At 39.9% G+C, this 12,906-nt stretch carries 19 protein-coding genes and 1 pseudogene; 12 read left to right on the plus strand and 8 right to left on the minus strand.

Annotated features, from left to right (window positions below; translation table 11 throughout):
* Positions 1-288: 288 nt before the first annotated feature.
* The 5 genes from QNJ66_RS24080 (at position 289) to QNJ66_RS24100 (ending at position 3,775) form a co-directional block, all read left to right on the plus strand.
* Positions 289-483, plus strand: coding sequence for a ribbon-helix-helix protein, CopG family (locus tag QNJ66_RS24080; RefSeq protein WP_300511187.1), 195 nt, complete (start codon positions 289-291; stop codon positions 481-483).
* Positions 484-708: 225 nt separating this feature from the next.
* Positions 709-927: a DUF4327 family protein gene (locus QNJ66_RS24085; RefSeq protein ID WP_007312400.1), complete on the plus strand. Its 219-nt coding sequence runs from the start codon at positions 709-711 to the stop codon at positions 925-927.
* 203 nt (positions 928-1,130) lie between these two features.
* The gene (locus QNJ66_RS24090) at positions 1,131-1,451 is read left to right on the plus strand and encodes a DUF6679 family protein (RefSeq protein WP_300511188.1); all 321 of its coding nucleotides are present in this window, start codon (positions 1,131-1,133) and stop codon (positions 1,449-1,451) included.
* A gap of 204 nt (positions 1,452-1,655) precedes the next feature.
* A complete protein-coding gene (locus QNJ66_RS24095; RefSeq protein ID WP_300511189.1) occupies positions 1,656-2,720 on the plus strand; it encodes a GTP-binding protein in 1,065 nt (354 codons plus the stop codon).
* A gap of 158 nt (positions 2,721-2,878) precedes the next feature.
* Positions 2,879-3,775: a CoB--CoM heterodisulfide reductase iron-sulfur subunit B family protein gene (locus QNJ66_RS24100; protein ID WP_300511190.1), complete on the plus strand. Its 897-nt coding sequence runs from the start codon at positions 2,879-2,881 to the stop codon at positions 3,773-3,775.
* A gap of 5 nt (positions 3,776-3,780) precedes the next feature.
* On the opposite strand, the gene aat is transcribed toward QNJ66_RS24100, so the two are convergent.
* Positions 3,781-4,362 (minus strand): leucyl/phenylalanyl-tRNA--protein transferase, encoded by a 582-nt coding sequence (gene aat, locus QNJ66_RS24105; protein ID WP_300511191.1) that lies wholly within the window; start codon positions 4,360-4,362, stop codon positions 3,781-3,783.
* Positions 4,363-4,391: 29 nt separating this feature from the next.
* Here aat and QNJ66_RS24110 point away from each other — a divergent pair, with 29 nt between their 5' ends.
* Positions 4,392-4,727, plus strand: coding sequence for a hypothetical protein (locus QNJ66_RS24110; protein WP_300511192.1), 336 nt, complete (start codon positions 4,392-4,394; stop codon positions 4,725-4,727).
* A 135-nt stretch (positions 4,728-4,862) separates the two neighbouring features.
* On the opposite strand, the gene rpsN is transcribed toward QNJ66_RS24110, so the two are convergent.
* From rpsN to QNJ66_RS24145, 7 genes and pseudogenes are all read right to left on the minus strand, one after another.
* Positions 4,863-5,165, minus strand: coding sequence for a 30S ribosomal protein S14 (rpsN, locus tag QNJ66_RS24115; RefSeq protein ID WP_300511193.1), 303 nt, complete (start codon positions 5,163-5,165; stop codon positions 4,863-4,865).
* 158 nt (positions 5,166-5,323) lie between these two features.
* Entirely contained in the window at positions 5,324-6,025 is a 702-nt protein-coding gene (gene rpe / locus QNJ66_RS24120; RefSeq protein ID WP_300511194.1) for a ribulose-phosphate 3-epimerase, read from the minus strand.
* A 185-nt stretch (positions 6,026-6,210) separates the two neighbouring features.
* Positions 6,211-6,360, minus strand: a pseudogene (locus QNJ66_RS24125) (RNA-guided endonuclease TnpB family protein); the annotation flags it as partial.
* Between the two features lie 77 nt (positions 6,361-6,437).
* A complete protein-coding gene (gene trpE / locus QNJ66_RS24130) occupies positions 6,438-7,961 on the minus strand; it encodes an anthranilate synthase component I (RefSeq protein WP_300511195.1) in 1,524 nt (507 codons plus the stop codon).
* Positions 7,962-8,139: 178 nt separating this feature from the next.
* A complete protein-coding gene (locus QNJ66_RS24135) occupies positions 8,140-8,568 on the minus strand; it encodes a photosystem I reaction center subunit II PsaD (protein WP_300511196.1) in 429 nt (142 codons plus the stop codon).
* A gap of 147 nt (positions 8,569-8,715) precedes the next feature.
* Positions 8,716-9,150, minus strand: coding sequence for a VOC family protein (locus tag QNJ66_RS24140; RefSeq protein ID WP_300511197.1), 435 nt, complete (start codon positions 9,148-9,150; stop codon positions 8,716-8,718).
* 2 nt (positions 9,151-9,152) lie between these two features.
* Positions 9,153-9,656, minus strand: coding sequence for a TIGR02652 family protein (locus QNJ66_RS24145; RefSeq protein WP_300511198.1), 504 nt, complete (start codon positions 9,654-9,656; stop codon positions 9,153-9,155).
* A 29-nt stretch (positions 9,657-9,685) separates the two neighbouring features.
* On the opposite strand from QNJ66_RS24145, the gene QNJ66_RS24150 reads away from it, so the two are divergent.
* The 6 genes from QNJ66_RS24150 to QNJ66_RS24175 all read left to right on the plus strand — a co-directional run bounded on the left by QNJ66_RS24150 (position 9,686) and on the right by QNJ66_RS24175 (position 12,522).
* Positions 9,686-9,832 carry a hypothetical protein gene (locus QNJ66_RS24150; protein WP_300511199.1) on the plus strand — a complete coding sequence of 49 codons (147 nt, stop codon included), beginning with the start codon at positions 9,686-9,688 and terminating at the stop codon, positions 9,830-9,832.
* 50 nt (positions 9,833-9,882) lie between these two features.
* A complete protein-coding gene (locus QNJ66_RS24155; protein WP_300511200.1) occupies positions 9,883-10,428 on the plus strand; it encodes a gamma carbonic anhydrase family protein in 546 nt (181 codons plus the stop codon).
* A 67-nt stretch (positions 10,429-10,495) separates the two neighbouring features.
* Positions 10,496-10,615 (plus strand): photosystem II protein Y, encoded by a 120-nt coding sequence (locus QNJ66_RS24160; RefSeq protein WP_300511201.1) that lies wholly within the window; start codon positions 10,496-10,498, stop codon positions 10,613-10,615.
* Positions 10,616-10,713: 98 nt separating this feature from the next.
* Positions 10,714-11,412: an orotidine-5'-phosphate decarboxylase gene (pyrF, locus tag QNJ66_RS24165; RefSeq protein ID WP_300511202.1), complete on the plus strand. Its 699-nt coding sequence runs from the start codon at positions 10,714-10,716 to the stop codon at positions 11,410-11,412.
* Positions 11,363-11,974: a hypothetical protein gene (locus tag QNJ66_RS24170; RefSeq protein ID WP_300511203.1), complete on the plus strand. Its 612-nt coding sequence runs from the start codon at positions 11,363-11,365 to the stop codon at positions 11,972-11,974. The genes pyrF and QNJ66_RS24170 overlap by 50 nt, the downstream gene beginning before the upstream one ends.
* Positions 11,975-12,030: 56 nt before the next feature.
* Positions 12,031-12,522, plus strand: a complete 492-nt coding sequence (locus QNJ66_RS24175) for a hypothetical protein (RefSeq protein WP_300511204.1) — start codon at positions 12,031-12,033, stop codon at positions 12,520-12,522.
* The last annotated feature ends 384 nt before the right edge of the window (positions 12,523-12,906 follow it).

The following is a 12,906-nucleotide window of genomic DNA, read 5'->3' on the forward strand; positions in this document are numbered from 1 at the left end:
GACCGACTCCACAAGCTTCTTGATGCAGTCGCTCATGGGGGGAACCCCCAAGACCGCGCTGCATCGCTTTTTATGTTTCCTGGTTTCTATCCAGAACACGGGCTACCCGACCGCAAAAAGTATCAGTTTTCCTAGTCTCTCAAAGTTTTACATAACCAGAGATTAGTGGTTAAAACCCCATACTTTGACTATGAAAGTTTTCTTGGTACTTCTTAGTTTTCGTTTATTCGCTGGCCCACATTACTGGTCACTCAGCTATACTGATTATTGTACTCCAGACAAGGGAACATGACAAGAGACAAAAGTATAAAAGTTAGGCTAACCGAAGATGAATTTGAGCGTATTACACTTTACGCTAAATCTAAAGGCTTTTCTGTCTCTGAGGTTATTCGTGATTATATTAAACGTTTACCTAAAGCCGACTCCCTTCGGTGGATTTTTTTGCTGGTTGTCATTCATCTCGCCGTTAACCTGTCGGTGTAACGGGAGTCCTCTGACAACATTTAAGATAGATAGTCATTTCTGAACTTTTGAGTAAAAAGACTTGCGGAAATTAAAGATATCGGTTATAACTAGAGAAGTGTAAAATACTTCTCAAAGCACCTGCTCGAATAAATATCTACGGTTTAACAAAACAGCAACTCATCAAGAGAAGTGTTGCTCATCAGAGCATTTGTAAAATTTAGTAAACGCAAATTAATTGAGTCTATGACGAATAAAGTAGCTCATCCTATGATGAAGTTTCAACGCAAAGTGTCCTCTCTGGTAGGATCAAACGTTCTAAAACCCAGTGACAGTATATGGAAGTTAGCCCTTCTTTACGGAAATGACTGGTCTTACTGGAAAAAAGAACTACTAGAATTTGGATTTACCATGCAAGATCCAGTCAGTGAGGTGTTAGTTGTTGAAGCATGGGACGAAGATTAAGTTAGTTGTTTGTATTTTGAAAATCCATCTATCTTTGCAATTATCACCCAGAAGGTTGATTATGCTTGCCATTTAACCCTAACCTTCAAGATGATGCAATGTCTTTTTTCAAAAACCGTCTTAGTGACGTAGCCTAGAGAGGATTTTTAATGTTAAGGTAAAGGCAAAGTAATCAAAGATTGTTACCTGCTAAGGAGATAGCTATGCTACACCGCAAGATTTATCAACTTTGTACAGAGGGCCGAGAAGTTTGTCTGTTCTTGCGGGATCAGCAACGTTGGATTGAGGGTGCGACTATTGTTTCTCTAGAAGGGGACTTAGTAACCATTCGCTATGAAACCGAAGAGGACGAAGAAATTAGTTCTTGGGAAGAAATGGTGAGACTCGAAAGTATTGGTTCAGTCAGCCAGAAATTAGCTTCTGTTCCTAGATACAACTCAGAAATTTTCGTCTCTGATGATTGTCCTGAAGCAGAACAGATTCACCCTAAGTCTCCAGACTCCAATCAAGACCCCAATGGTTGAGTAATCTGATATCAATCTCTTAACTTACCCATGCTTAACTATGCCGGAATTTGCCGGCTCTTTTTTTGCTGGGATAATAATTTGAGATTGCTCTATAATGGGGAGGTGAGACAAAAAATTTTTGCTTATTATTTTTCGTTATCATTAGCTATTATGATGATAGCGTTAACTTTAGTCTTTTGACATTGTACAAATAGAAAGATTATGCAGACAGTGGATAAAAAGTTAGCAAATTATGAAACAATGGACGCACCGAAACAAGGCCTTCCAGTAACCATTATTACAGGATTTCTCGGAAGTGGAAAAACTACCCTTCTTAATCATATTCTCACCAATCAAGAAGGGATTAAAACAGCGGTTTTGGTCAACGAATTTGGAGAAATTGGTATCGATAATGAATTGATTGTTACCAGTGATGATAATATGGTGGAACTCAATAATGGCTGTGTTTGTTGTACCATTAATGAAGATTTAGTACAAGCTGTTTATAAAGTTTTAGAAAGGCCAGAAAAGCTTGATTATCTAATTGTTGAAACCACCGGACTCGCTGACCCCCTACCAGTTGCACTGACTTTTTTGGGAACAGAATTAAGGGACATGACCCGTCTTGACTCTATCATTACCATGGTAGATTGTGCTAACTTTAGTTTAGATTTGTTTAACTCAGAAGCTGCTCAGAGTCAGATAGCTTACGGAGATATTATTGTTCTCAATAAAACCGATTTAGTGGACGAAGGAGATGTCAATGCTCTAGAAATTCGCATTAGAAACATGAGAGATTCTGCAAGGATTTTACGGACGAAAAAATCTCAAGTTTCTCTACCATTAGTCCTCAGTGTGGGATTGTTTGAGTCGGATCAATATTTTGATCACGAAGGTCCAGAACATGACCACAATCACGAGCATCATCACGAGCATCACCACCACGAGCATCACCATTCTCATCATTTAGAAAATGATGGTTTTATCTCCATTTCTTTTGAAAGTGATAAACCCTTTTCTATCCGAAAATTTCAGTATTTTCTAGATAATCAGTTACCCTCCAATGTTTTTCGTGCCAAGGGAATTTTATGGTTCGATGAAAGTGAAAAACGTCATATTTTTCACCTCAGTGGTAAACGGTTTACCCTAGAAGATGATAAATGGAAAGAAACTCCTAAAAATCAATTAGTTTTTATTGGACAAAATCTTGATACCGATAAGTTATATCAACAAATTGAGAATTGTTTATCTCTTCCTGCTACAACTAAAGGGAAAGGTTTTCGTTGATGAAAATGTTAGCTATTCAGTGTTCAGCTAAGAAATGAAAGAGGTAAATATGCTTTTAAACCTTAAATTAATCCATAGTTAATTATTAATGGTTAATTAATAAAGTAAGCTGATAGCTGAATGCTTATCTTAAAATTAAATTCCATCCAGAAAATTAAATGTTACAGTACGCTTATTATCCAGGTTGTGTTGCTCAAGGAGCTTGTCGTGAACTGTCTTTATCAACAACAGCTTTAGCAGAAGCTTTAGGGATAGAATTAATTGAATTAAAAAAAGCTGCTTGTTGTGGTTCCGGAACCTATAAAGAAGACTCTCAACTATTAGAAGATACCGTCAACGCTCGTAATATTGCTTTAGCAGAATCTTTAAATCTTCCCTTATTAACCCATTGTAGTACCTGTCAAGGGGTTATTGGTCATGTGGATGAACGCTTAAAAGATGCCAAAAGCAATGATCCTGCTTATCTTGAGGAAGTTAATGGATTTCTCAAAAAAGAACATTGTTCCCCCTATAAAGGTAGTACGGAGGTTAAACATTTATTATGGGCCTTAGTCGGTGATTATGGCTTAGATAAGTTAGCTAATCAGGTAAAATATAAGCTCTCAGGATTAAAATGTGCAGCGTTTTATGGCTGTTATTTATTAAGAACTCAGGATAAACTCCCTTATGACAACCCCTTTCAACCTGAATCCTTAGAAAATGTTTTTCGTGCTGTAGGAGCAACTCCTATTTATTATCAAGGAAGGACAGAATGTTGTGGTTGGCCACTCTCAAGTTATGCTAAAGAACAATCTTTTAAAATGGCAGGAAACCATATTAAAGAAGCTATACAAGCAGGAGCAGACTGTTTAGTAACTCCTTGTCCTCTCTGTCATTTAAACCTAGATTCTCGACAACCTGAAGTAGAAAAAGTGATCGGTGAAAAACTGGGTTTACCTGTGCTACACTTACCCCAATTAGTGGCTTTATCTCTAGGGATTGAACCAGAAAAATTAGGGTTAAGTCGTCATGTTGTTTCCACAAAATCTGTCTTAGAAAAATTAGGAATTTTCTAACTCATTTAAACAAAAATACAAAGATTACTTGAAGCTTCTTCTAACAATTTTTGATATTGTTGATCGCTGATTAAATAGGAGCCAAATCTAGCTAAATGCTCGTTTTGCAATTGAGCATCAAAGAGAGTAAACCCTCGTTCTCTCAGATGTTCAACTAATTTAACCATAGCAACTTTTGAGCCGTTAGGGATACGAAAAAACATCGATTCCCCAATAAAAGCACCACCAATGGTAATCCCTAAAATACCTCCTGCTAACTCATCCCCTCGCCAACTTTCAAAACTATGGGCGTATCCTGCTAGATGTAGTTGATAATAAATATCAATAAGTTCAGGTGCGATCCAAGTGGTTTGGCGATCAGCGCAACCATGACATACCCCTAAAAAATCGCGGTCAATAGCTACAGAAAAGATATTTTGATTTAAAACTCGTTTTAGGGATTTTGGATAGCGGAAACGGTCATCTAAAGGGATTATGGCACGTTGACGACTAGAATACCATCCCAATACATTATTTTCATCCCCCATCAAAAAGTAACCTTGGGCATATCCCTGTATAATGGGGTCTACATTTTCTGTAAATTCCATCCTTGATTTTTCGCAGTTAATCCATTGTTATGACGGCTCAACCTATTCCTTCTATTACTTTACCCCCTATTCGCGATCCCCAACAAGAAGGGGAATGGCTACAAGTTGCTTTGCAAAACTGGCTTAATCAAGAGTTTATCCCGGAACAGGTTAACGAAACCATTGCTCAGCGGGCCGCGCAAATTTTTGTGCGTCAACGACTTGAAGGGGAAAACGATCTAGGTAGTCTGGTGATTGCTATTGTTACAGAAATGCAAGCTTTCGACTTTACAGAAAGCTTTTTTAGTGAGTTTGCTGTAGCAAATGCTGTTAGTGATCTAATTCTCGATAGCTTAGGAATCGATCGCTGTTGTGGACAAAGCTAAAAACTTCAATAATGGATAATGAAAAATGAGAACCTAGAATGATGCCCAAAAACGTCTTCTAAATTCTTATTTCTCCTTGAAACGAGAGATTTTCAACCGAAACAATAATTATCCATTATCCATTGATAATTTTAGCTACCAACTTGACTTGACCACGCCGGGTAATAACCCTTCGTGGGCCCATTCTCTGAGAACATTACGGGATAAGCCAAAATCACGATAATAACCTCTGGGACGACCAGTTAACCAGCAACGGTTACGGTGGCGACTTGGCGCACTATTACGGGGAAGACGTTGAATTTGACGATGAATTTCGATTTTTTCTTCAAAATCTTCTGCGTTTTCAAAAGCTTCCTTAAGGGCTGCTCGTTTTTCAGCATATTTTGCAATTAAACGCTCGCGCTTTTTTTCGCGCTGAATCATGCTTTTTTTAGCCATAGCACTTCAATTTAAGATTTTCTCTTTAAAGACACCACTCTCCATTGTATCCCAACATCAGAATTTTTAGTTAAAGACTTGTCTAAAAGCAATCTAAACAGGGGATAAATCCACCTGTTTAGATAATCTTGATAATGCCTAATTGATCAGGATCATTGTTAAACAGTTGCTAACTCACGTTCAGGACGTTTGCTGTTGCGAATACCATCGATGGCTTCTGCATAGTCAGCAGCTTTAAAGACAGCAGAGCCGGCTACAATAGCGTTAGCTCCCGCTTCTAAGACCTGCCAAGTGTTTCCAGGCTTGAGTCCACCATCCACTTCAATCCAAGGATCTAGTCCTTTTTCGTCGCACATCTGACGTAATTTACGGATTTTAGACACCATTTCAGGAATAAAGCTTTGACCCCCGAAACCAGGGTTAACACTCATAATTAAGACTAAATCACACAATTCCAGAACATACTCAATTAAGTCTAAAGGAGTGGAAGGATTGAGAACTACTCCTGCTTGTTTCCCTAATTCACGAATTTGACCAAGGGTACGATGTAAATGGGGTGAGGCGTTATGTTCTGCGTGAACAGAGATAATATCAGCCCCTGCTTTAGCAAAATCAGCCACATATTTTTCAGGTTCGACGATCATCAAGTGAACATCAAGGGGCTTTTTTGTATAAGGGCGAATCGCATCAACGATTAATGGTCCAATGGTGATGTTGGGAACGAAACGACCGTCCATGACATCTACATGAATCCAGTCTGCGCCAGCTCGATCTACTGCCTGAATTTCTGCGCCTAAACGGCTAAAATCAGCCGAAAGGATGGACGGGGAAATGACAGTCGGTTTGGTGGATTGAGTCATAATAGGTAGTGTTCCTCTGATCGTATTGCTTATGCCAACAATACTAACAAAGTATTTAGATTACTTTAAGATTTTTTTTCTTCTTACCTTACTTTATGGCTCCGTTGAGAATCCCTGCAGTTAAAACCGCAGGGATTCTAGAGGTTATCTAATCAGGTGGATTTATCCCCTGATTAGACATTACTCTAGTTCGGGGGACTCCCATTGACCCTATCCTTTAAACCGCCTGCATCCATTACAAATACAGTTTTCTGAAGGTCTAAAGGACATGAAAAACCTAGCCATTGACCTATATTTTGACTAGCATTCCAATCACTATTACATTGATAACCGTCAAGTATTTTATCGCTGGTTTCGGGTTTTTTAGTTGAGTCCAAGAATCCCTCACTTTTAGTGAAGGGAGCGTCAACTTTTAACTTAGGGATCGAATGGCCTCTAATAACCCTCTGGCCTTATTGATAGTTTCCTCATATTCCTTTTCTGGATCGGAGTCAGCTACTAAACCTGCCCCTGCTTGAACACAAACCAAATGTTGACCATTTTCCAGGGGACGCACCACCATTGTCCGAATGGTGATCGCTGTATTTAACTGTCCTTCAAAATCATAATATCCATAAACTCCAGAATACGGGCCCCTACGTTCCGGTTCTAATTCATTAATAATTTCCATTGCCCGTATTTTAGGCGCACCGCTAACGGTTCCGGCTGGAAAACAAGCTTTAAATAAATCCCAAGGAGTCTTATTGGGGGCTAATTTTCCGATCACATTACTAACAATGTGCATCACATGAGAATAGCGTTCAATGACCATTAACTCGTTGACCGTCACAGTTCCTTCACAACAGGCTCGACCTAGATCGTTGCGTCCCAAGTCCACTAACATTACGTGTTCGGCGATCTCTTTGGGATCTTGTAATAAGTCTTTTGCCAAGGCTTGATCTTCACTAAGGGTTTTGCCCCGTTTCCTAGTTCCTGCTATGGGTCGTAAAATAGCAGTTAAATACTCCTCTTCAGTTCTTTCTGCTTTAACCATTACTTCCGGACTCGAACCAATAATCTGCCAATCTCCAAAGTTATAATAGGCCATATAAGGCGAAGGATTAATCAATCGTAGGGAACGATAAAGATTAAAAGGATCATCTTCATAATTGGCTTGTAAGCGTTGTGATAGAACCACTTGAAAGATATCCCCTGCACGAATATATTCTTTGGCCTGACGTACGTTTTCGCAGAACTGAGCGTGTTCTGTGTTACTGCTATAGCTTAAGGGTTGTGTTTGTTTGGGGTTGAGATGTAATTCTAGGGCTTTTCCTTGAACCGGTAAAGGAAGTTGTAGCTTTACAACCAATTTAGTGATGCGATCGCAAGCTTTTTGATAAGCTTCTTCTAAACTCACGGTCTCGTCTCGGAGATCAGCATAAGCGATGGCCCAAATTTTCCGTTTGATCTGATCAAAAATAATTAGATGATCCACTTGCATCCAGATTCCATCAGGAAGATCATCGTCAGTAATGGGATAAACTGGAACTCTTGGCTCGACCCAATTAATTAATTCATAGCCCCAAAACCCAAACAAACCTCCAATACCGGAGGGAAGTTCCGGTAAAATAACTGGTTTAATCGAAGCTAAACAATCCGTCAAAATATCAAACGGGTTTCCCTCAAAGGTTTTCACCTCACCTTCTCGATAGGTTTGGGTGGTAATGTTTCCCCGAGTCGATAACACCCACATAGGATCGCAGCCTAAAAAACTATAACGGCCTAAGTTCTCCCCTCCTTCTACCGATTCTAAGAGGAAACTATAGGGGCGATCGCCACAAACTTTGTACCAGGAGGAAACTGGGGTTTCGAGATCCGCTACCCATTCTTGATAAACCGGAACAAAATTACCCTGTTGTGCTAAGACGGAAAACTGCTCAAAGTCAGGAAAGATCATAAGTTTAGCTAAAAATGAGCCGTGGCCAGTTACCAATCACATTGTACCCATAATAAGTTGGCATTGATGCAAAATCATTGGTGTCTGGCCACAGTGAAATGAGTATTGGGGCTAGGGAGTCGCCATCAGAATTTAAGAATAATACCTTTGTTACCCTAACCAGCCAAAACCTCAACCCTTAAACGTCGTAAGGGGCGTTACCAGAGAATTTAAGGGTAACAGGTTCGGGGTTATCCCCAATTTTTCTGTCGATTTTACCGTTGAAGTCACGGCCTTCGTTAACTTTTTCAGGGAAGACACCATCTGCAGGGTGAAGGTATTGAATTTCACCACTGGGATAAATACGGTAGATTTTATAATCTTGAATTCTGGGTTTGAACTTGGTCCGTAATTGGGTTCCCAAAGCTAAACATTGTTCTTTGCGGGCTAAATAAAGGAGATTTTCTCCTTCATTCATAATAGCAGCCCCACCTGTAGGCATTTCAAAGACCTGCTCTGTTTTGCTAGTCCAGGTGATGGCGTATTTTTCTTCTCGTTCAGCTTTTGAGAGTAAGCCACCGGTGCTGCCACCAAATTTCGGAAGCTTCCCTTTAAGTTCTTCTGCCATGATGTTTTTATCTCCCTCAAAAAAGGTATTTTAGGGCATGGTATCACTTCCTTATAGTCTGTTACCTACATTGGTAAAGAACTGTAACAATTTGAATAGTGAGCAGTGACCCATAACTAATAACTGGTCACTGATAACTGTTTACTGTTATTTCAAAACGCGAATAAACTCTAAAGGTAAACCATCTCGATCAGCAATAAAGGCCACTTCATAAACGGTGTGGCCGATCATTTGCTGTTGAGGTTCGAGTAAAATGGTTAGGGGAGAAAATTGTTCGGGATCTTTTTGGGAGAGTTCGGTTAACTTAGTTTGTAACGCCGTTAACCAAATACTAAGATCCGAGACGAAATCGCTTAAATCAAAGGATAAGTGATAATAACCGACGTAATGCTCATCCCCAAAAACATCGGGGGCCGGTTTAGGTTCAGGAATTTGAATCAGTTCAATCCTGCCCCCCAATCCTTCCATCCAACAGGCTAGAGTATAACCCGTGGTAAACCGTTCTTTGAGTGTAAACCCCAACAGTTCATAAAAAGCGATCGCTTGATGGATATTAGCCGTGCGAATGGAAGCATGGTGCATGATTATTCAAACAGTCGAAAATAAGGATAACGTTTAGGAACCCCTGGTTCTTTTTCGAGGTCAAAATTAATAACTTCCCATTGGGGTTCTTTGGGAATGTCGGGGCTAAACTCTACCGGCAAACCATACAAACGAGGTACGGATTGAGAATTACCACGCCAAGAGGTGTTACGCTCTAGATAAGTGCTAACTAGCTCTTTATAACGATTGGCAATAATGACTTTAGTAGCTCGATAGCCTTGAGTATAAAGTCTATCTAGGGCTTCGTGAATCTCAAAACGAATGCCATCTGGATGGGTGTGTTGTCGATACCATTCCCCTTCCCACCGTCGCCAGTGCCGACCGGACTGCAAATGAACTAGCTCATTATTGTTGGGGTTAGCTTCAAAGGCCCCATGACGAGGACATAAGTAAGTATCTGTCAAGGTCAAAGCAGGAATCACTTGACGACAATGGGGACATTGGATTTCTGGCCCGTAAATGGGGTATTGTAAACTTAGAGTCATCTGTTTTTAGTTGTCTATAACTGCACTGGATGGTCTGGCTTCCTGTAAAAACAGTGGTGTCTGTTTTTAGTGGCAGGACAGACCGAGATTTTTCAGCAGGAAGAAAAGATAATAATTCTCGATTCGCTGCTGATGATCTCCTGAGAACCGTTGCTAGTAGCTATTATATCGACTAATTCCGAGTCGCCTCGATCCTACCGCGAGATTTTAGATTTAACTTAGATTTATGTCAGACTCCTTATTTTCACTTCCGGATTATTGGCCACCTCCGAATCTCTCTCAAGCTGCTTTTGTGGCTCCTAATGCGGTGGTTGTGGGTGATGTAGAAATTGCTAAAGGAGCTAGTATTTGGTATTCTGCGGTGGTTCGCGGTGATGTGGAAAAAATCATCATTGGTGACTACAGTAATATTCAAGACGGGGCGATTCTCCACGGTGATCCCGGAGAAGTTACTTGTTTAGAGGAATATGTCACGATTGGACATCGGGCGGTGATTCACGGGGCCCATATAGAAAGAGCTTGTTTGATCGGTATTGGGGCGATTATTTTGAACGGTATTAGGGTGGGAAGGGGCAGTCTTATCGGTGCGGGGGCGGTTGTTAATAAAGACGTGCCACCGAGATCCCTGGTGGTAGGGGTTCCGGCGCGACGGGTTCGAGAATTATCGGAGGATGAAGCAGACAAAATGATCGAACACGCTAAGCGTTACCAACAATTGGCTTTAGTCCATGCTAACCAAGGAAATAATTTGGGATTCACAAAAGAGTCGTGATAAGCTATAAATAAAAGGGATAAATTTTTCATTAAAGTACCATTAAAAATAACAGAGGAAACAAACAATGGATTGGCGTGTTTTAGTCGTAGTCGGACCCATTATTATTGCAGCCAGTTGGGCAGCTTTCAATATCGCAGCAGCAGCTATTGGACAAATTCAAGGGTTCTTCAATAAAGAAGCGTAATTTTTCAAAACTATTAAATTTGCTGAGAAGAGGTAATATGTTGTAAGTCTTTGTTAGACTTACAACATATTACCTCTTTTTTTGTTGATTAACGATCTATGTCTGTTGCTGATCAGATTATTGTTCCTTTAGATGTTCCCACAGAAGAAGCAGCGATCGCTTTATTGGATCGCTTACCTCAAGTTACTTTTTGGAAAGTGGGTTTAGAATTATTTGTGGCCACAGGGCCGACTATTCTTAAACACCTCAAAGAGCGACAAAAAAAGATTTTTCTTGACCTAAAATTTCATGATATCCCTAACACCGTGGCTGGAGCTTGTGGCAGTGCTTCTCAGTATGGGGTTGATTTAATCACTGTTCACGCTACTGCTGGCAAAAAGGCTCTCAAAGCAGCTACAGAAGCTATTGCTCAAAGTCCCTCAGCCCCTCAATTATTGGCTATAACCCTCCTCACTAGCCTCAATGCACGGGACCTTGCCTTTGACCTGAAAATACCCCTAGAATTGCCAGAATATGCCCTCCAGATGGCTTTATTAGCTAAAGATTCAGGCATAAACGGGGCGGTTTGTTCTCCTCAAGAAGTTGCCCAACTCAGACAAGTTTGTGGTCAGGATTTTGTTTTAGTTTGTCCTGGAGTTCGTCCCAGTTGGGCGCAAACAGGAGATCAACAAAGGGTAATGACACCCAAACAGGCCCTCAAGGCAGGGGCAGATTATTTAGTCATTGGCCGACCCATTACAATGGCAGATGATCCTCTTATGGCCTGGAACCGTATTATTGATGAAGTTAGCAGTTAGAAATGAACCATTAGAACATAGAACTAGAAGATGGCTTAATTTGGCAATTGTAACGGTTCTCAGCCTTTTTAGTCTTACTTCCCAAACCCAAGTTTTAGCTCAAAATGAGACTACTTGTCCCTCGGATTTAGAAACGTTAATGACTCGGATGTTAAAAGATTTACCTAGTTACGGCAACCGGGTAACACAACGGTCAAGACGAGGCGATCGCAGTGTTGAGGTTTATAACTATATTGTCGTAGCAGGAAACCCTGAATTTGAGCCTTTGTCTCTGAGTAATTTACAATATAAACCTCAATTACCAGATGAAACTAAACAGGTATTTTTTACTACTTTAGAACGGCAATATACTAAAACTGAAGTAATTTTATTACAGAATTATTATTGGTTATTTTTAACTCCTAGTTCCGATGGTTGGCGACTGGTTTTATTGTTTTCTCAATTGGCTGATTTAGAAGAAGCTGATCTACCTTTACCTCCTCAAGATGCTGTTAATGGTGCGATCGGTCAAGGGATTAAGCTATGGTTAAAAGATTGTCGGGCAGGGGTTTTAAGACGATAATGAAACTTAATAATTTTCAATGGGTACAATAGAGGGAAATAATTTTGAGGATTAAGATGCTTATGTCTCCTGAAAATAGTCAACTCTATCAAAGAATACAAGCATTTTCTTTGGATAAAAAGGACGAACCCTTATCATTTAGTAAGCGATTGGCAAAGGAAAATCAATGGTCATTATCTTATACTGAGCGTGTTGTTGAAGAATATAAAAAGTTTACATTTCTTGCTGTTGTTACTGGACATACGGTTTCTCCTTCAAAAGCAGTTGATCAAGTTTGGCATTTACACCTTACTTATACTCGTTCTTATTGGCAAGAGTTTTGTCCCCATATTCTGCAAATGTCTCTGCATCATGAACCCAGTGGTGGTGCATTAGCAGAAGAAGTTAAATTTCAAGATTGTTATGAGCAAACCCTGAGAAGTTATGAAGCTTTTTTTGGAGAAATGCCACCATCGGATATTTGGGGAAAACCTATGGAAAAATTGCCAGAGAATGATCGTAGAAAGACAATCAATATTTTCCAAAAAAAATTAGTTAAATTAATTTAAGCAACTATTCTTATTTGGTTCTTTTTTGGACTAAATATGATTCCCATTGCTCCAACATACTTGAATTCAAAAAGATTAACTAACCAAAATTCAGCTTTAGCTAATTCCCTATCTGATTATCCCTACTATTGGGATTTTGTCAATGTCAATATTAAGGCCAAAGCTGATGGAAGTATGATAGTGGAAGAAGTCCAAAAATATACTTTTAATAAACCCTGGACAAATGAACGTCATCGATTTATTCTGCTTGTTGAAGAACCCCAACTTACTTCGTTGAAGTTGGGGATTCTAACAGGGAATCGCTTCCCCATTCACCCACTCAAACAGACTTAACTGTTGAGGGTTCCCAGGCTCAGTCTCCAACAAGACTGATTTCTCCCTATT

The sequence above is a fragment of the Crocosphaera sp. genome, assembly GCF_030064895.1.
In the GTDB taxonomy this organism is placed as follows: domain Bacteria; phylum Cyanobacteriota; class Cyanobacteriia; order Cyanobacteriales; family Microcystaceae; genus Crocosphaera.

Bases quoted from the DNA above. Each gene is read 5' to 3' on its own strand.
- QNJ66_RS24080 (WP_300511187.1), top strand. From the start codon at position 289: ATGACAAGAGACAAAAGTATAAAAGTTAGGCTAACCGAAGATGAATTT.
- QNJ66_RS24085 (WP_007312400.1), top strand. From the start codon at position 709: ATGACGAATAAAGTAGCTCATCCTATGATGAAGTTTCAACGCAAAGTG.
- QNJ66_RS24090 (WP_300511188.1), top strand. From the start codon at position 1,131: ATGCTACACCGCAAGATTTATCAACTTTGTACAGAGGGCCGAGAAGTT.
- QNJ66_RS24095 (WP_300511189.1), top strand. From the start codon at position 1,656: ATGCAGACAGTGGATAAAAAGTTAGCAAATTATGAAACAATGGACGCA.
- QNJ66_RS24100 (WP_300511190.1), top strand. From the start codon at position 2,879: ATGTTACAGTACGCTTATTATCCAGGTTGTGTTGCTCAAGGAGCTTGT.
- aat (WP_300511191.1), bottom strand. From the start codon at position 4,362: ATGGAATTTACAGAAAATGTAGACCCCATTATACAGGGATATGCCCAA.
- QNJ66_RS24110 (WP_300511192.1), top strand. From the start codon at position 4,392: ATGACGGCTCAACCTATTCCTTCTATTACTTTACCCCCTATTCGCGAT.
- rpsN (WP_300511193.1), bottom strand. From the start codon at position 5,165: ATGGCTAAAAAAAGCATGATTCAGCGCGAAAAAAAGCGCGAGCGTTTA.
- rpe (WP_300511194.1), bottom strand. From the start codon at position 6,025: ATGACTCAATCCACCAAACCGACTGTCATTTCCCCGTCCATCCTTTCG.
- trpE (WP_300511195.1), bottom strand. From the start codon at position 7,961: ATGATCTTTCCTGACTTTGAGCAGTTTTCCGTCTTAGCACAACAGGGT.
- QNJ66_RS24135 (WP_300511196.1), bottom strand. From the start codon at position 8,568: ATGGCAGAAGAACTTAAAGGGAAGCTTCCGAAATTTGGTGGCAGCACC.
- QNJ66_RS24140 (WP_300511197.1), bottom strand. From the start codon at position 9,150: ATGCACCATGCTTCCATTCGCACGGCTAATATCCATCAAGCGATCGCT.
- QNJ66_RS24145 (WP_300511198.1), bottom strand. From the start codon at position 9,656: ATGACTCTAAGTTTACAATACCCCATTTACGGGCCAGAAATCCAATGT.
- QNJ66_RS24150 (WP_300511199.1), top strand. From the start codon at position 9,686: ATGGTCTGGCTTCCTGTAAAAACAGTGGTGTCTGTTTTTAGTGGCAGG.
- QNJ66_RS24155 (WP_300511200.1), top strand. From the start codon at position 9,883: ATGTCAGACTCCTTATTTTCACTTCCGGATTATTGGCCACCTCCGAAT.
- QNJ66_RS24160 (WP_300511201.1), top strand. From the start codon at position 10,496: ATGGATTGGCGTGTTTTAGTCGTAGTCGGACCCATTATTATTGCAGCC.
- pyrF (WP_300511202.1), top strand. From the start codon at position 10,714: ATGTCTGTTGCTGATCAGATTATTGTTCCTTTAGATGTTCCCACAGAA.
- QNJ66_RS24170 (WP_300511203.1), top strand. From the start codon at position 11,363: ATGATCCTCTTATGGCCTGGAACCGTATTATTGATGAAGTTAGCAGTT.
- QNJ66_RS24175 (WP_300511204.1), top strand. From the start codon at position 12,031: ATGCTTATGTCTCCTGAAAATAGTCAACTCTATCAAAGAATACAAGCA.